Origin of the sequence: Gardnerella piotii (assembly GCF_049815665.1) — a bacterium.
Taxonomy (GTDB): Bacteria; Actinomycetota; Actinomycetes; order Actinomycetales; family Bifidobacteriaceae; genus Bifidobacterium; species Bifidobacterium piotii.
The window spans coordinates 634,400-651,255 of sequence record NZ_CP187450.1 but is presented as its reverse complement, the minus strand read 5'-3'; the positions used below and the strand labels follow the sequence as shown (position 1 = coordinate 651,255).

Annotated in this window: 12 protein-coding genes and 2 tRNA genes; 3 read left to right on the top strand and 11 right to left on the bottom strand. The window is 41.7% G+C overall.

Features of this window, described 5'->3' with window-relative positions; all coding sequences use genetic code 11:
- Nucleotides 1-30: 30 nt before the first annotated feature.
- Entirely contained in the window at nt 31-1,440 is a 1,410-nt protein-coding gene (glmU, locus tag ACPEIW_RS02785) for a bifunctional UDP-N-acetylglucosamine diphosphorylase/glucosamine-1-phosphate N-acetyltransferase GlmU (RefSeq protein ID WP_425664388.1), read from the bottom strand.
- A 104-nt stretch (nt 1,441-1,544) separates the two neighbouring features.
- Nucleotides 1,545-1,617 (bottom strand) — tRNA-Arg (locus ACPEIW_RS02780).
- Between the two features lie 300 nt (nt 1,618-1,917).
- Here ACPEIW_RS02780 and ACPEIW_RS02775 point away from each other — a divergent pair.
- Nucleotides 1,918-1,991: transfer RNA gene (locus ACPEIW_RS02775), tRNA-Leu, on the top strand.
- Between the two features lie 310 nt (nt 1,992-2,301).
- Here ACPEIW_RS02775 and pyk read toward each other — a convergent pair.
- The 6 genes from pyk to ACPEIW_RS02745 form a co-directional block, all read right to left on the bottom strand.
- Entirely contained in the window at nt 2,302-3,741 is a 1,440-nt protein-coding gene (gene pyk, locus ACPEIW_RS02770) for a pyruvate kinase (RefSeq protein WP_060785518.1), read from the bottom strand.
- Between the two features lie 175 nt (nt 3,742-3,916).
- The gene (locus ACPEIW_RS02765) at nt 3,917-5,545 is read right to left on the bottom strand and encodes an InlB B-repeat-containing protein (protein WP_425664251.1); all 1,629 of its coding nucleotides are present in this window, start codon (nt 5,543-5,545) and stop codon (nt 3,917-3,919) included.
- 557 nt (nt 5,546-6,102) lie between these two features.
- Nucleotides 6,103-8,217 (bottom strand): excinuclease ABC subunit UvrB, encoded by a 2,115-nt coding sequence (gene uvrB, locus ACPEIW_RS02760; RefSeq protein WP_425664249.1) that lies wholly within the window; start codon nt 8,215-8,217, stop codon nt 6,103-6,105.
- Between the two features lie 98 nt (nt 8,218-8,315).
- Nucleotides 8,316-9,005, bottom strand: a complete 690-nt coding sequence (coaE, locus tag ACPEIW_RS02755; RefSeq protein ID WP_425664247.1) for a dephospho-CoA kinase — start codon at nt 9,003-9,005, stop codon at nt 8,316-8,318.
- 55 nt (nt 9,006-9,060) lie between these two features.
- Nucleotides 9,061-9,585: a GNAT family N-acetyltransferase gene (locus tag ACPEIW_RS02750; RefSeq protein ID WP_116285938.1), complete on the bottom strand. Its 525-nt coding sequence runs from the start codon at nt 9,583-9,585 to the stop codon at nt 9,061-9,063.
- Between the two features lie 267 nt (nt 9,586-9,852).
- The gene (locus ACPEIW_RS02745) at nt 9,853-10,020 is read right to left on the bottom strand and encodes a hypothetical protein (protein WP_004132910.1); all 168 of its coding nucleotides are present in this window, start codon (nt 10,018-10,020) and stop codon (nt 9,853-9,855) included.
- A 131-nt stretch (nt 10,021-10,151) separates the two neighbouring features.
- Here ACPEIW_RS02745 and ACPEIW_RS02740 point away from each other — a divergent pair, with 131 nt between their 5' ends.
- The gene (locus ACPEIW_RS02740; RefSeq protein WP_425664245.1) at nt 10,152-12,341 is read left to right on the top strand and encodes a sialidase family protein; all 2,190 of its coding nucleotides are present in this window, start codon (nt 10,152-10,154) and stop codon (nt 12,339-12,341) included.
- 141 nt (nt 12,342-12,482) lie between these two features.
- Here ACPEIW_RS02740 and ACPEIW_RS02735 read toward each other — a convergent pair whose 3' ends face one another.
- From ACPEIW_RS02735 to ACPEIW_RS02725, 3 genes are all read right to left on the bottom strand, one after another.
- Nucleotides 12,483-12,812 carry a TM2 domain-containing protein gene (locus ACPEIW_RS02735; RefSeq protein ID WP_016635741.1) on the bottom strand — a complete coding sequence of 110 codons (330 nt, stop codon included), beginning with the start codon at nt 12,810-12,812 and terminating at the stop codon, nt 12,483-12,485.
- 161 nt (nt 12,813-12,973) lie between these two features.
- Nucleotides 12,974-14,479: a 30S ribosomal protein S1 gene (gene rpsA / locus ACPEIW_RS02730; RefSeq protein WP_004130522.1), complete on the bottom strand. Its 1,506-nt coding sequence runs from the start codon at nt 14,477-14,479 to the stop codon at nt 12,974-12,976.
- Between the two features lie 152 nt (nt 14,480-14,631).
- Nucleotides 14,632-15,516, bottom strand: coding sequence for a bifunctional methylenetetrahydrofolate dehydrogenase/methenyltetrahydrofolate cyclohydrolase (locus tag ACPEIW_RS02725; protein WP_425664242.1), 885 nt, complete (start codon nt 15,514-15,516; stop codon nt 14,632-14,634).
- Nucleotides 15,517-15,781: 265 nt separating this feature from the next.
- Here ACPEIW_RS02725 and ACPEIW_RS02720 point away from each other — a divergent pair, with 265 nt between their 5' ends.
- Entirely contained in the window at nt 15,782-16,852 is a 1,071-nt protein-coding gene (locus ACPEIW_RS02720) for a metal ABC transporter solute-binding protein, Zn/Mn family (protein WP_020973414.1), read from the top strand.
- Nucleotides 16,853-16,856: the final 4 nt, after the last annotated feature.

Sequence of the window (16,856 nt, the reverse complement as noted above, 5' to 3'; positions counted from 1 at the left end):
AGCAAACTAGCGAACTAGCGAACTAGCGAACTATCGCTCCCAAGCTGGCTTCCAGCCTTCTACAACGTGCTGCGTATTTTCCGAATACACCATGGAATCCGCTGGAACATCGTGACGCACAACAGAGCCTGCACCCGTTGTAACTCCATCTCCAACAGTAACTGGAGCTACAAACAGGTTTCCTGCACCAACATGCGCGTTAGAGCCAATAGTCGTATGGTTTTTATGCACGCCATCGTAGTTTGCTGTAATCGTGCCACCGCCAATATTCGTGTGCTCTCCCAAATCAGCGTCGCCCATATAGCTCAAATGCGGAACCTTAGTGCCGTTTCCAATATGCGCTTTCTTCATCTCCACAAACGCGCCAGCTTTACTCTCCTCGCCAAGCACATTTCCTGGTCGCAAATACGTCCACGGCCCAATGTTTGCAGCGCGACAAATATGCGATTCTTGCACACGCGAGCGCTCCACAACCGCGTCTTCGTCAACTTGCGCATCAATAAGCGTAGTGTATGGCCCTACAACAGCACCGCTTTTAACAATCGTGTGACCTTGCAAGAAGCACCCTGGAAGAACCGTAACGTCTTCTTGCAAAACAACATCGTCTTCAAGCCACGTGTTTTCTGGGTCTAGAATCGTTACGCCTTCAAGCATCCACTTTTCGCAAACGCGCTTGTTGTATGCTTTTGCAAGAGCAGATAACTGAACGCGCGTATTTACGCCCTCTACGCTCAACGAGTCTGCTGCCGCCATTGCTCCAACTCGCCCCATTGTGCGAGCGTGCTCCAGTGCATCGGTTAAGTAAAACTCGCCTTGAGCATTCTTGGAATCAAGGTTTTCTATAGCATCGCTAAGCACTGCAGCGTCGAACACGTATACAGACGTATTAACTTCCTTAATCGCAAGCTCTTCTGCATTGGCATCTTTGTGTTCAACAATGCGCAAAACATCGCCATTTTCGCCGCGCACAATTCGCCCGTAGCCAGTGGCATCGTCTAAAACAGCGGTTAAAACAGTTGCCACATTGCCTTGATTATTGTGAAAATAGATTAATGATTGCAATGTTTGCGTGTCTAAAAGTGGCATATCGCTTGCTGCGATTAACACAGCCCCTTTAAGCGCATATCCAGATTGCTGATTTGAAGCTTCATTAAGATCTCGCATTGCGCATTGCACAGCCCTACCCGTTCCAGGCTTATCATCCTGGTTCACAATCCGAACAGCGTTGTTGTAACTTTGTGCAGCTTCCGATACTCGTTGAGCTTGAGCATGCACTACAACAGCAAGCTCCCCTGGGTTTACGCCTGCCATTGCGTCCATTACGCGATTTAAGAACGTTTTTCCCGCAAACTTGTGCAATACCTTTGGAGTTGCTGAACGCATGCGCGTTCCTTCTCCAGCTGCCAGAATTATTGCTGCGGCTACACTAGCATTTTCCATTACACTATGATTTTCCACTACACTATGATTTTCCACACGCGCTCCTTATTTTGCATAATACGTGCCGAAAGATTTTTCAACACAAACATAAGAGCAAAGCAAAGTGCCCCCGACGCGATTCGAACGCGCAACCAACGGATTAGAAGGCCGTTGCTCTATCCATTGAGCTACAGAGGCGCAAGTTGCAATTATACCAAAATTCTTACATCAACACACCCAATCTTAAATAATTTGCAAATTAATATTTCTGTTTTGTGGGGTTTGTATTCTGTTTTGATTCTTATTTGTGATATTTGATTCCGTTTTGATTCCGTTTTGATTTATTGCATTTTACTTTGGGTTTTTAGCGAGCGGTTGCTTGCGATTCTTCCGCACGCACGCAACTCGCTTTTTTACGCGCAACACGCGGTATATTTGATTACTCTACAAAATGTGGTATAGTCGTCAAGTCGCGTTAAAACGCGGATAATTTAAGATGCCCCTGTATCCCAATTGGTAGAGGAAACAGCCTCAAAATCTGTGCAGTGTGAGTTCGAGTCTCACCGGGGGCACGTGCACAACGCCGCTTACATTCTAAGCGGCGTTTTTGTTATCTTCCATCTCGCGCGATTTTGCACAACACACCAAACAACACACCAAACAACACACATAATCCTTGCAGTCACTTTCATTCCTGCGTTTGTTCCCTTTTTGGCTCAAATGGTAAACAAACGCGGGAATCGAAGACTTCGAACTTAAATCGTAGCGTGAGAAATCACATGATTCGCGCTAAACAAAAACGCGCACCCAAAAGGATGCGCGTTTAGAAAACTAACGATTAGCTGACGATTAACTAGCAATCAGCTAGCAATCAACTAGCGATTAATCGCAAGCACCAACGGTGTGAACGTAAATAGAGTCGGTACGACCAGCCTGGCGCTCACCCTGAGCAGTGCTCAAAACAACAATCTTGTCGCCGTCTTCAACCTTGCCAGCTTCACGAAGAACCTTGTCGGTGAAGATCATAAGATCATGACGGTTCATATCGTGGTAGTCCTCGCTAATCAAGAAGCCTTCAGTGCCCCAGCTCAAAGCCAACCAGCGATAAGTGTGCTCATTGTTGGTCAAGCCATAGATTGGAGCAGCTGGACGCTCGCGAGAAATGCGATGAACGGTACGACCAGTTTGCGTGTAAGCAACAATCGCCTTAGCGTTGAGCTTGTCTGCCAAGTCAACAGCTGCAGAAGAAACTGCACCCGTGCTAGACATGTCAAGCTCCACAGATGGAATGCGATCGTAACCGTTTTCAGTAGCGTATTGAGAAATACGAGACATGGTCTGAACGGTAACTGCTGGATACTTGCCGACTGCGGTCTCGTTAGAGGTCATAGTTGCATCGGCGCCGTCAAGAACAGCGTTAGCGCAATCAGAAGCCTCTGCACGAGTTGGAACTGGAGAGTTAACCATCGATCCAAGAACTTCGGTAGCAACGATTACTGGCTTTGCGTATTGGCGAGAAAGCTCAATGCAGCGCTTGGTAACGAGTGGAACCTGCTCAAGTGGCATCTCCACTGCCATATCTCCACGAGCAACCATAATGCCGTCGAAGGTCTTAACAATCTCTTCCAAGTTTGCAACAGCCTGTGGCTTCTCAATCTTTGCAACGATTGGAATGCGACGGCCTTCTTCGTCCATGATTTCGTGAGCGCGATCAATATCGGTAGCAAAACGCACGAACGACATAGCAATAATGTCTGCACCAGTGCGAATAGCCCAACGAAGATCAGACTCATCCTTTTCAGTCAATGCTGGAAGAGAAACGGCAACGCCTGGAAGGTTAATGCCCTTGTGGCTAGAAACTGGGCCGGCAACAACAACCTTAGTGTGTACGTCGTTGCCTTCTACCTTGGTAACCTCAAGACGAACCTTGCCATCATCAATCAAAATTGGATCGCCTGCGTGGCAATCTCCTGGCAAACCCTTGAAGGTTGTGGAAGTGCGATGCTCATCACCCTCAATATCGTCTGTAGTAATAACGAACTCTTGGCCCTCTTCCAAATAAACCTTATCTTCGCCGTCAGCGTTCTTCTTGAACCAACCGCAACGAATCTTTGGACCCTGCAAATCAACAAGAGCAGCAACATTACGACCAGTAGTCTTTGAAGCTTCGCGCACATTGTTGTAAACGCGCAAATGATCTTCAGGAGTGCCATGCGAACGGTTTAAGCGAGCAACATCCATGCCAGCTTCAACAAGCTTGGTAATGCCCTCTAACGATTCGGTAGCTGGTCCAATAGTATCAACAATTTTGGCTTTTCTCATAATGCCTGCCTGTTTCCTTTGTTTATTTTTAAATGGGAAAATACCCACTTTACGAGTAATAGTGTACCAGCAAATTGTGACCTATACGCAAAACTCGCAACTATTTATTTACTACGATTAAACATGACTACATGCGCTCACTTATTAATCACGATTAGTACAGACACTAACGCAACTAGCGCAAATACTTAGCACGCTTGCGATTTAGCACAGCTCCAGAAGCCACAAACAAGCCAAGCACTAGCGCACCAAATGACGCAAAAGTTACTCCAGAGGCATCCGCACCACTATTTGGCAGCACTCCAGAAGAGCGCATGCCTGTAGCTTGCGACTTAGCAGAACCGCTTCTGTTTGCAACACCGTTTGCAGCACCGTTTGCTAAGTCATTCGCAGAACCATTTGCAGCACCGTCTTCCGAGCCGTTCGCAGCACCGTTTAACGTTCTATTGTTATTGACGCTGCCGCCTTCAACATTTAATTCAGGATTATCGCTTGAATCTGGTTCAACACTTCCGCTGCCATTGTTGTCGTCATTATCACCACCATCATCGCTGCCTGTATTCTTCGTAAAGATGGCATATACAGTCGTATCATTATTTACAAGCGTTGCTCCAGTAAACGCAGTACCTTTACCATCCGAGCTTGTATTCCACTCTTTGAAGGTATAACCATCCTTCGTTGGATTCTTAGGCATAGACTGGTCAGTCAAGGCATCCGTATCAATAGCCTTACCAGTTTCCACTTTTACTGCTGCATGAGTATTATCGCCGTTCATGAATGTAACCGTATTGCTAATTTGCTTCCAATTAGCAGTAAACACAGTATTAGCATTCAAAGTATAAGTATCACCTGGATTGTAAGTGTTACCAGCAGCATCCGCCCAGTTTAAGAACTGATAATCTTCGCGCGTAGGCGCAGGCAATATATTAATATTCTTACCTTGCTGCACTGCTTCACTTTTCTTGGCTGTACCATCACTAAAGGTGCCGCCATTAGCATTAAATGTATATCTTGCATTCCACTGTGCGCGGAGTAAAAATATGCCGTCATACAATGGGTCTAATTTCTCATCGTTCCACGACATCCAATCACGACTATAATCAGAAAATGGCGATTGACTATTCCAGTAGTAGCGTTTGCCTACAACCTTTTTTTGCCTATACGAATCAGTATCAGGTAGCTCGGTATACCACCCACCAAATTCCACGTTCTCTTTTGTTGGATCCTTTGGAAAATCAACCGTATTATCTTTTTTTACTATATTTGTTATTGAGTCCGACTTACCGTCAATATTTCCGCCCTTCAAGTCGAATTTTACCTTCATTTGATCTAGCGAAATACGTACAGGCGTACTACTATCAACAACTGCTTGAAATTCAGCATAATTCCTAGTTGGTTTAGGATACGTATAATCAGACTCCCAAGAAAGATTATAGCTATCAGGAAGCTTTGAAGTATCAACTTTTATAGTTACTTTTTCGCCATTCGCAAAATTGCCAACAGTACGTTCACAACTATTATTTAATTGTTTCGCAACTTCAAAATTTTTCCCCTGACTATCAATAACTGTTATAGGAAGATTTTTCCACATATTTTCTATTGCAGAATCAATCTGTCCAAGTGCTCCAGGCGTTGTATGACCTTTGCCTAATTCTTTTGCATAGTTCATAGATATGTGTAGCGGTTGCTTTTTCGTATTATTATCTTCAGCAGCCTGAGCCACTACTGCTCCAGCAAAAAGTCCAATCGCAGCTATAAAAGCAACTACTAAACTAATAACTTTATTTATTCTTTTATTATTCATTTTATTCCCAACCAAATTAATGATTATAGTAATAATAATTTTTTATTAAATTCAAAAATTTATATAAGGCAAATACAAAACTAAAAATGCATGTAAATATGCAAAACCACTCACCTATTTCAATACAAAATAAACAATGTATAAAGTGGTTAGAATATAAAATTATGTTACAAAAAAGACAAAATCACGCTGTCTGTCTGTCTGTCTGTCTGTCTGTCTGTCTGTCTGTCTGTCTGTCTGTCTGTCTGTCTGTCTGTCTGTCTGTCTGTCTGTCTGTCTGAGCATGCTCTCTCTCAATCCTTTTGTCAAGTATTTTTCAAAAAAAAAATAAAATAAATTTATTTTTTCACATTAACAAAATTTAGAATATTCCATGGCTGATTCTCTATCAATGCAAAGACATCGCGTGAATCATAGACAATAAATAATCTTTTATTAACATATTCAAATCCAGCACTCACCACATCTAACTAGAATACTCAATATTTGACGCATACATTAGCTTATTTATTAGCAACGCTAACTTACAAGATAACTTACACGCTCACTCATTACGCTCACTTGCTAGCCTCATCCATTTGCCGCAACTCTTTTTTAAAATCGCGTATCTCGTCGCGCAATCGCGCTGCAAGCTCAAACTGCAACTGTTCTGCAGCAACATGCATTTGCTCGCTCAAATTCTTAATCAAAGACATAATATCGCTTTGCGGCAAGGCGGATATATTCGCCATGCGCTTTTCTTTGCTTTGCTGCCCAAGATTCGGCTCTTTTGGCACGCCATAATGCGAGTTCCCAGCCTTATTAGCATTCCTGTAACCGCCTGCTAGCAAAGTTTGAGTATCAACATCCTCCTTAGCGAGCATGTCGTTAACATCGCTAATCTTCTTTCGCAAAGGCTTAGGGTCAATTCCATTAGCCTTGTTATACGCGATTTGCTTTTCGCGGCGGCGCTCCGTCTCACTAATCGCCTTGCTCATAGCATCCGTAACGCTATCCGCATACATAAGCACAGTTCCCGAAACATTACGAGCAGCGCGGCCAATCGTCTGAATAAGCGAACGGTAAGATCTTAAGAAGCCTTCCTTATCTGCATCCAAAATCGCAACAAGCGAAACTTCTGGCAAATCCAAGCCCTCACGAAGCAAATTAATGCCAACAATCACATCAATTTTGCCTTCGCGAAGCTCGCGCAAAAGCTCCACTCTGCGCAAAGTATCAACATCCGAATGCAAGTACTCAACTTTAATACCAAGCTCCAAAAAGTAATCAGTTAAGTCTTCCGCCATTTTCTTTGTAAGCGTAGTAACAAGCACGCGCTCATCTTTTGCAACTCTATCCTTGATTTCCGCAAGCAAATCGTCAACCTGCCCTTCCACGGGCCTAACCTCAATCTTAGGGTCCAGCAAGCCAGTTGGGCGAATAATCTGCTCAACTACGCCATCCGAAAGCCCCAACTCGTAGTCTCCAGGCGTTGCAGAAAGATACACAGTTTGACCAACATGCTCCAAAAATTCGTTCCACTTTAACGGGCGATTATCCATTGCAGATGGCAGCCTAAAGCCATGCTCTACAAGCGTTCTTTTGCGCGAGGCGTCTCCCTCGTACATAGCTCCGATTTGTGGCACGGTTACATGCGATTCGTCTAAAACTAGCAAAAAGTCATCTGGGAAAAAGTCAAGAAGCGTATGCGGAGGCGTGCCAGCCGCGCGCCCGTCAAAATGCCTCGAATAATTCTCCACTCCTGGGCACACTCCAACCTGGCGAAGCATCTCCAAATCGTACGTAGTTCGCATTTCCAAACGCTGAGCTTCCAGCAATTTGTTCTGCTTTTTAAGCTGCGCAACTCTCTCATCACGCTCTTTTTCAATCGCCTCAAGCGCACGCTCCATGCGCTCCGGACCTGCAATATAGTGAGACGCTGGGAAAATATGAACGCTACTCTCCTGGCGAATCACTTCCCCCGTAAGCGGATGCAACATTGTAATTCTGTCGATTTCGTCGCCAAAGAACTCAATTCGCACAGCTAATTCTTCGTAAACTGGAATAATCTCAACCGTATCTCCGCGCACTCTAAAAGTTCCGCGCGTAAACGCAATGTCATTGCGCTTGTATTGCATGCTCACAAACTTGCGTAATAAATCGTCTCGCTCAAGCTGCTGGCCAACGCTCAGCATAAGCATTCGCTCGGCATACTCCTCTGGGGTACCGAGTCCATAAATGCAAGAAACAGTAGCTACAACAACACAATCCCTGCGCGTAAGCAAATTCGCTGTAGCTGCGTGACGAAGACGCTCAACATCGTCGTTAATATTCGAGTCTTTTTCAATATACGTATCTGTTTGCGGAATGTACGCTTCCGGCTGATAGTAATCGTAATAAGACACAAAATAGCTCACAGCATTATCTGGCATAAGCTCGCGAAACTCCGCGCAAAGCTGAGCTGCCAAAGTTTTATTCGGCTCAATAATAAGTGTAGGCCGCTGCAAACGCTCAATCAGCCAAGCGGTTGTAGCAGTTTTACCAGTGCCAGTTGCGCCCATTAAAACAACGTCGTTTTCGCCGTTTTCAATGCGATTTGCTAACTCTTCGATTGCTTGCGGCTGGTCGCCCGAAGGCTTGTATGGCGCTTTTACTACAAAAGGCTTGTTTGTGCGCTGAATTTTATTCGACATTATTTTTCTCCAAGAGCATTAATAGCATCAAGAGCATTTTATTTATTTTACTAAAACCCAACAATCGCGCGGTTGCTGGCGATTTTTCCTTTGGGTATCTAATGCTCCTTACTCATCCACGTTTTAATTTTTGAATCAACGTTTTTAAGCATAACTTCCATAGGCTTTGTAGAATCAACCACAAAATCCGCGATTTTTTTGCGCTCAATCTCTTCAACTTGATTATTTATGCGCTGCTGCGCCTGATTCTGGCTCATTTTGCGCTCGCTTATCATTCGCGCAATGCGAACATCTTTAGGCGCTTCAACTGTAATAATATAGTCAAAACTAAATGGAATGCTGTCAATTACTTGTGCAAGCAGCGGAATATCGTGCACAATAATCGAACTCATACTGCCTAGCGCACTGTGATTTTCTTCAGTACTGCGATTTTCTTCAGAAATTTTATTAACATATTCGCTTATATACTCAACTTCTAAAGTCTTCGCTAAATCATAAATAGCAGGATGAATAAGCGACTCAAGCTTCTTACGATTTTCACAACTCTTGTCGGAGTCTCCAAAAACACACTTTGCAATAAACTCGCGATTTAAAGAGCCATCATTCTTAACAGCATCTTCCCCAAAAATGCTTACGATTTTCTGCAAGACTACGCTTCCTGGCTCCACCACTTTACGCGCTAAAACATCGTAATCTATAACAAACGCGCCAAGCGAACGCAAATGGTCTACTACAGTAGATTTTCCAGCCGCGATTCCGCCAGTTACCGCAATCCGCATCATTGTCATATTTTGATTATAAACGATACATTTCTCACAATAACGTAAGTTTTAATTGACCCAACTAAAACTTCTTATATAGCACGCAGTAAATAGACCCGTAATAAGATTTCCAATTATCGGTTAATAAACTGTATCCAAGCTTATTATAAAAATCTAAAGCAACAGCATTATTATCTTTTTCTGTAGATAAAATTATTGTTTTATATAATTTAAGATTTTCGACTTTCTTCATAAGCGCACTGCCAACGCCTATATGCTGAAACTCAGGATCTACAAACAACTCATTTAGCTCTAAGCTTTGATTGTACCAATCATAATTTTCTGATAAAAATGGCTTAATTTGATTCGCATACCAATTATCTTGTAATAATTCTATGCCATATAAAACACCGATAATACGATTATTCATTGTAGCAACAAGTAAAAGCGCACTATTGTTATCTTTCAAACTATCTAATATGCGCTCACGAACATTATCTATACGATCCAGTTCTTTAGGGAATGCTTTTAGATATAAATCTAAAATTATATTCATATTATCTTTGGCTTCTAAATAATCTAATTTTTTAATTTCAATGTTCTTCATAAAAATCCTTTATACAAGCTACTATCCGTATTACAACACAACATATTTAATCGACATATGCATATTTGATTTTACATAACCATCGTTATATAAGTACTAATTATTATTTTCGAAATATTTTCGCTTATATTCACTTAATCAATATAATTTCTTCTTTTTATCATAAAATTCAACATACGTCACATGTCATATGAATGATTTAGAATCTACAGATACGAGGTAATTGTTCTCGCAAACTATAAAGACAAAGATGTAATTTATAGGTAATTACTTATACGCCTTCAATGAAGAAAGGAATATAATGATTGGAACAGCGCATAAAGTTTGCAAAAATATTTTCTCAGCAATTCTTACATCTGCAACAATTGTGTCACTTAGCATAGGTGTAGCATCAGCAACTACCCCCCCCCCATGAACAAACTGAACCAGTAACATTTACGATTACACGTACGGATGATTTAAAAAATGATGTTCGAGTTGGGGATACGCTAAGATATAAGCTGACTTACACAAATAATACTAATCACAATGTGACTGTTTGGCCAACTAACAGTAATCTCACTGCTGTGGCTGTTGAAGGGAATAACGGTAACTGTAGGTGGAGAAATCTACAACCAGGAAAAACTGTATCATGCACGCAAGGATTCCATATAACAGAGGATTCTGATATTAAAGAAAAAGGTTTCACTCCATCAACCGATTGGAAAATTAGCAAAGATGCAAATGGTAATGAAGTTATATCTACTCCAAAATTAATTGGCGAAAAAGTTACAAATATTAATCCAGTTCCAAGGCCTAGAAAAGACGGGGATCCTATTAGATTAGCAACAATAGGTCAAACTGTAGAAGGACTAACTGGAAAACCTTATTATAGAATACCTGCAATAGCTGAAGCTAACAATGGTTGGATTCTTACAGCTTGGGATTATCGACCAAATGGTGCAGCTGATGCCCCTAATCCAAATTCTATTGTTCAAAGAATATCTAAAGACGGTGGAAAAACTTTTGAAAAAATACAAATCGTAGCAAAAGGAAAAGAAAACTCAAATAAAGATGGACTCTCAAATAAATATGGATTCTCTGACCCTTCATATGTTGTAGACCAAGAAACAGGCAATATTTTCTTATTCTTCGTAAAATCATACGATGGTGGCGTATGGGATTCTACAGCTAGTACAGATAAAAGTGATAGACATATTTTAGACGCTGCTGTTACTTGCTCAAAAGATAACGGTTTAACTTGGAGTGAGCCAAAAGTTATAACTAAAGACATAACTAAATATCCAAAAAATGAACGAGCTAGATTTGCTACTTCTGGGCATGGTATTCAACTAAAATACGGAAAATATAAAGGTCGTTTAATACAACAATACGCAATAGTAAACAGTTCCAATGGAAGTGTGCAAAGAAACAATGAGAAGTGGCAAGCCGTATCTGTATACTCTGATGACCATGGAGTAACTTGGAAAGCTGGAAATCCAGTTGGACTAGGTAAAGAACAAAGCCATATGGATGAAAATAAGGTTGTAGAGCTTTCTGATGGAAGAATTATGTTAAACTCTAGACCGCATGAAGGTGGTGCAAATAATCATAGAATCATTGCTTTTTCTAATGATGGCGGAGAAACGTATGGTAAAGCATACAAAGATGAGACACTGCCAGATCCAGGTAATAACGCTCAAATAACAAGAGCATTCCCAGATGCTCCAATTGGATCTGATGCAGCTAAAATCCTCTTATATTCATCTTCTTCTGGTTCTGGAAGAGCAAATGGTTTGATACGTGTCTCATATAATGATGGAGAAAGTTGGACAGAAGAAAAGGGATTCAAGAATGGTGCAATGGCTTACTCCACTATTCAAGCTTTAAGCCAAAAAGCAGGAGGCGGTTATGGTCTCCTATATGAGGGCGATAATAATGACATAATGTATACGAGAATTTCTGCTGGCTGGTTAAGTATACGTCCTAACATAACCTTAGGTTCCACAACTAAAATCAATCTATCCACCCAAAAGATAAGTCTTCCTGTGGTAAATCCTACGAGTACTAAATATGAAAATATTAAAGTTACGTCTATAAACACAAGTGATTTTACTGCATCAAGCGATTCTGTAACAATCGAAGCAAATAAAACTACATATATTCCTTTGAAAATTGAAGTGCCTAAAACAGCAAAAGTTGGAGATAAACTTACTGCAAAAATTCGTATTGCGTCTGCAAACAAAAATCAAGATCGTTCAAGCACAGAATTATCATTTGAAACGACTATAACTTTAAATGTTGCAAGTGAAACTAAAAATTCTAGTACTCAAACAGATCCTCTACCTAACAATCAATCACATACTGATACACAAACAGGAAAAGATCCTGAAACAACACAATCTGAAAAGGAGATAAATAAGAATATTAGTCCAAATATAATTCCAAATAAGAATAACAATAAACAGAACAGCAGCACATTTAACATAAATAAAGAATATTCTCAAAATTACAGAAAGGATTACTCTAATACGGACAATTCCAGAACGAATTATCATTACTCTTCAAAAGCAAAACATGATAATTACAATGTGGATAATAACAGCATTGATAATGAAAATAATTATAAGCATTATAGTAAATCTGGCAATGCTTTAGCAAAGAATAGAGGAATGATGCAAAAAACTGGAATCAACACAACTATTCCTTATGCTTTAATGATTCTATTAATAGCTATCTCTGCAGCATTAATGAAATTAAAAAATATGCAATATTAAAGAATAAGTGTATTTGCTATATTATTCATTTGTTCTAATGTTTTAGGCATAAAAATAAAAGATGCGTTTTGGAAATTGAATTCTAAAACGCATCTTTTATTTGTAAAATTACTTATAAATCTTAATACTAAATATTTATTTTTAGTCTTTTAACTCAGCACCATCAGCATCTTGATGCCACTTAGTTCCAGGCTTTGAGCAAAGAATCAAAATACCCTCAACCAATGCCCATATTCCCGTAATAATCAACAGGAAACCAAAAGAAAGAACAGAAATAAGCAGCTGTGCAATCGCCTTTCCTTTAAAACCAAGGTAAAAATTGTGAATACCTAATGTGCCTAAGAAAATCGCTAGCAAACCTGCAACAATTTTATTGCGCGAGCTTACTAAAGTTGCTTTAGTGTTCTCCTCAATATTCCCATCGTACGAAGGAAACTGAGCATTTTGCTGATTGTTGTCAAACGTGCTCATAATCTTCACCAATCCTTTTAATAATTATGATTAATGTTTAAAAGCATCATATAATCATGATTCTTAAAAGAGAATTAATTGTACCTATATTTAATTACAAAATTGCCCCGATGATTACTCACCAGGGCAATTGTTAATAAGCTTCTAGTAGAAAGTAGAAACTACTTCTTTTCGCTCAAAAGCTGTTCGCGCAAAGCTGCGAGCTGATCGGAATCAGCTAAAGCACCTTCGTTAGCTGCCTCAGAAGAATAGTTGGAAGCAACTTCTTCCTTCTTTTCTTCCTTAGCTGGCTTCTTTTCTTCAGCTTCTTCACTCTGACCATCAGCGGCTGCGGATTCTGCTGCAGCTGCGAGTTCCTTAGCGGCGAACACCTTATGCTGCTCCCACAATTCGTGAGCTGCTGCATACTGTGCTTCCCACTCTTCGCGCTGCTGCTCGTAACCAGCAATCCACTCGTTAGTGTTTGGATCGAAGCCTTCTGGGTACTTGTAGTTTCCTTCTTCGTCATACTCAGCTGGCATGCCGTAGAGAGCTGGATCGAAATCTTCAGAATTTGGATCAACAGCCTCGTTAGCTTGCTTCAAGGAGAGCGAGATCCTGCGACGATCGAGATCTACGTCAATAACCTTAACGAATACTTCTTCGCCACCCTTAACAACAGTTTCTGGGTTCTCTACATGACGGTTAGCAAGCTCGGAAATGTGAACCAAGCCTTCGATGCCGTCTTCAACGGAGATGAACACACCGAACTGAACAATCTTGGTGACCTTGCCCTTAACAACCTGTCCAGGAACATGGGTGCGAGCGAAGCGCTGCCATGGATCTTCCTGAGTTGCCTTAAGGGAGAGGGAGATGCGTTCGCGATCGAGATCAACGTCGAGAACCTCAACGGTAACCTTATCGCCAACCTTAACAACCTCAGATGGGTGATCGATGTGCTTCCAGGAAAGCTCGGAAACGTGAATGAGGCCGTCAACACCGCCGAGGTCAACAAACGCGCCGAAGTTTACGATAGAAGACACAACGCCTTCGCGAATCTGACCCTTCTTAAGCTGCGAGAGGAAGGTCTCGCGAACTTCGGACTGGGTTTCCTCGAGGAACTGACGACGAGAAAGCACAACATTGTTGCGGTTCTTATCGAGCTCAAGAATCTTAGCCTTAATCTTCTGGCCAATGTATGGGGAAAGATCGCGAACGCGACGCATTTCAACGAGGGAAGCTGGCAAGAAGCCGCGCAAACCGATGTCTACAATCAAGCCGCCCTTAACAGCTTCAATAACGGTACCTTCAACAATGCCGTCTGCATCCTTGATCTTCTCAATGTCACCCCAAGCGCGCTCATACTGTGCACGCTTCTTGGAGAGAATAAGACGTCCTTCCTTGTCTTCCTTAGTTACAACAAGGGCTTCGATGGTGTCGCCAACTTCAACAACATCATCTGGATCAACGTCTTTCTTGATGGAAAGTTCACGGGAAGGGATTACACCTTCAGTTTTGTAGCCGATGTCCAACAATACTTCGTCGTGATCAATCTTTACGACTGTACCTTCAACTAAATCACCATCGTCAAAATTCTTGATGGTTGAATCGACTGCCTTGATGAAGTCTTCTTCGGTGCCAATATCATTAATCGCAACCTTGGCGACTTCGTTATTATTCTCTGCCATTACTTATTAGTGGTTTCTTCTTGGGGTGGATATTACTCGATATTAAATTATGATTTATGCACGCGCACTATGCACGCGCTCTGTCAATGTTATATATAGGCATAGCCAAAATCGCCGTTTTACTTCGGGCGTGTCGCGCTACTTGATATTTACTACTTGCCATTTGCCTCGCGCTCAGCCATATCAACAACATTAGCCAATAGCATTGCGCGGGTCATTGGCCCCACTCCACCAGGATTTGGCGAATACGCTCCCGCGACTTCTCTACAAGCAACATCAACATCGCCTTTTACGCGATATCTTCCCACTTCTTCATCAAAAACGCGCGAAACACCAACGTCAACCAACACGGCTCCAGGCTTAACATCGCACGGCTTTACAAATCCCGCGCTGCCCATTGCTGCAATAATAACGTCGGAGCGCATCATAATATCGTGCAAATCACGCGTGCGAGTGTGGCACAATGTTACAGTTGCGTCTACTCCCCTGCGCGTAAGAAGCAGCCCAATTGTTCGACCAACCGTGATTCCTCGCCCAAGCACGCACACATTTTTGCCAGAAAGATCAATGTTATAAGCGTCTAAAAGCGCCAAAATCCCTCGCGGTGTGCATGGAAGAGGCGTTGAAATATCTCCCGAAATATGCATAACAAGCTCGCCCAAATTGTACGGATGCATTCCATCGCAATCTTTTGCAGGGTCTACTGCCTCAATAATCTTTTGGGAATCCACGCCTTTTGGCAAAGGCAATTGCACAATAAAACCCGTGCAAGAAGGGTCATTATTAAGCTGATTTACGGCTTTAAGAATGTCATCTTCGCTAGCGTCTTCTGGCAAATCGCAGCGGATTGAGCGAATCCCCACTTCTTCGCAATCCTTGTGTTTTCCAGCAACATACTTCAGCGAGCCAGGGTCGCTTCCAACTAAAAGCGTTCCAAGCCCTGGATTAATGCCTTTTTCTTTAAGCTTTTCTACTCTATTTTTTAAGTCGCTTTTAATACTTGCAGCTAGCGCTTTTCCATCTAAAACAACAACCATGATTCACTCCCCAACTCGCATGTTAATTCTTATGTTCAACTTGCAAATCTTCTAACACAATTCGTACGCGTAGGATATTCGTATGGATAGGCTATCGTGAGGTATCGAAGTGCGCGACACAACTGTTAATAACTGAATATTATAATAGAATGGTATTTGTATTGCATAAGAAAGCTACAACAAGACTTGCAAAGAGCCTTGCAGCAAGCTACAACGAGTTTTAACAAGTGCTAATGCTAATAACACTGACGGAAGGGGCGCAAAGATGTGCGAAAATATTTTTCATTTAACTCGCGCAAAGAAAATATGCAAAGCTGTTTTAGCGTGCATAATTGTTCCATCAATGTTGATTGGTATAGCTGGGTGTGGCGCAAGCTCGCAATCTTCTAAAGCTCCAACACAACCCAAAAAAGAAGTTAAACAAATCAAGGTTGTTTCCACTCTTGAATCTTGGGCAAGTTTGGCTAGAGAAATCGGTGGAAACGATGTTGAAGTGCAATCTATAATCAGCAATCCAGATACCGACATCTCTGCATTTAAGCCGTCTAGCAAAGATTTGCAAAAGTTGTATTCTGCGCAAGTCGTTGTGTCAAATGGCGCTGGCTACGATAGTTGGGTTGCAAAGCATACGTCTAAAAGCAGCGAGATTGTAAACGCAGCCTCCACAGTCGGCGCGCTAAATGGCGATAACCCTTATCTTTGGTTCTCAAAAGATGCTAGAAACGAGATGGCTTCTAGCATTTGCAACGCTTTTTCTAAAGTCCTTCCTTCAAAAAAGAAGGTTTTTGCTAAAAGACTTGACGCAGTTAAATCGCAAGAAAATAAGCTTGATGAATATCTTGCAAACTTCGCTAAAAGTCACAAAAAGTTTAAGTACGCTTCAATAAATCCTGTTCTTTTCTGGCTTATGTCCGATATGGGCATTAGCGATTCTGCGCCTAAGGCATACGCTCAGCAATTAACGCAAGGCGAAGAAGTAGACAAAGCTAATATAGATGAATTCCAAAAGCTTATTGAAGAGCGAAAATTCGACGTACTTATAAGCAATAGTCAGCGTAAAGGCGACGATATTAGCATTTTGACTGGGACTGCTGGCAGAAGCTACACGTCTGTAATGTGGGTTAATGAGCTTATGCCAACGTATGCAACCGATTTAAGAAAATGGGTTATGAAGATTTGCGAAGACATTGACAATGCTAGCAAAACTACGACCGATATGCGTAAAGATTTAGCAAAGCAAGAAGCTGATCAAAAGAAGCCTATTACCGAAAAGCCGACTGTTTCTCAGCCAGATCCAAACAGGTCTAACGAAGGCCAGCAAGATCCTGGAAAGTAGACAC

Excerpts from the sequence above, each read along its gene's own strand:
- glmU (WP_425664388.1), bottom strand. The coding sequence starts at position 1,440 with ATGGAAAATGCTAGTGTAGCCGCAGCAATAATTCTGGCAGCTGGAGAA.
- pyk (WP_060785518.1), bottom strand. The coding sequence starts at position 3,741 with ATGAGAAAAGCCAAAATTGTTGATACTATTGGACCAGCTACCGAATCG.
- ACPEIW_RS02765 (WP_425664251.1), bottom strand. The coding sequence starts at position 5,545 with ATGAATAATAAAAGAATAAATAAAGTTATTAGTTTAGTAGTTGCTTTT.
- uvrB (WP_425664249.1), bottom strand. The coding sequence starts at position 8,217 with ATGTCGAATAAAATTCAGCGCACAAACAAGCCTTTTGTAGTAAAAGCG.
- coaE (WP_425664247.1), bottom strand. The coding sequence starts at position 9,005 with ATGACAATGATGCGGATTGCGGTAACTGGCGGAATCGCGGCTGGAAAA.
- ACPEIW_RS02750 (WP_116285938.1), bottom strand. The coding sequence starts at position 9,585 with ATGAAGAACATTGAAATTAAAAAATTAGATTATTTAGAAGCCAAAGAT.
- ACPEIW_RS02745 (WP_004132910.1), bottom strand. The coding sequence starts at position 10,020 with ATGTTACTGGTTCAGTTTGTTCATGGGGGGGGGGTAGTTGCTGATGCT.
- ACPEIW_RS02735 (WP_016635741.1), bottom strand. The coding sequence starts at position 12,812 with ATGAGCACGTTTGACAACAATCAGCAAAATGCTCAGTTTCCTTCGTAC.
- rpsA (WP_004130522.1), bottom strand. The coding sequence starts at position 14,479 with ATGGCAGAGAATAATAACGAAGTCGCCAAGGTTGCGATTAATGATATT.
- ACPEIW_RS02725 (WP_425664242.1), bottom strand. The coding sequence starts at position 15,516 with ATGGTTGTTGTTTTAGATGGAAAAGCGCTAGCTGCAAGTATTAAAAGC.
- ACPEIW_RS02720 (WP_020973414.1), top strand. The coding sequence starts at position 15,782 with ATGTGCGAAAATATTTTTCATTTAACTCGCGCAAAGAAAATATGCAAA.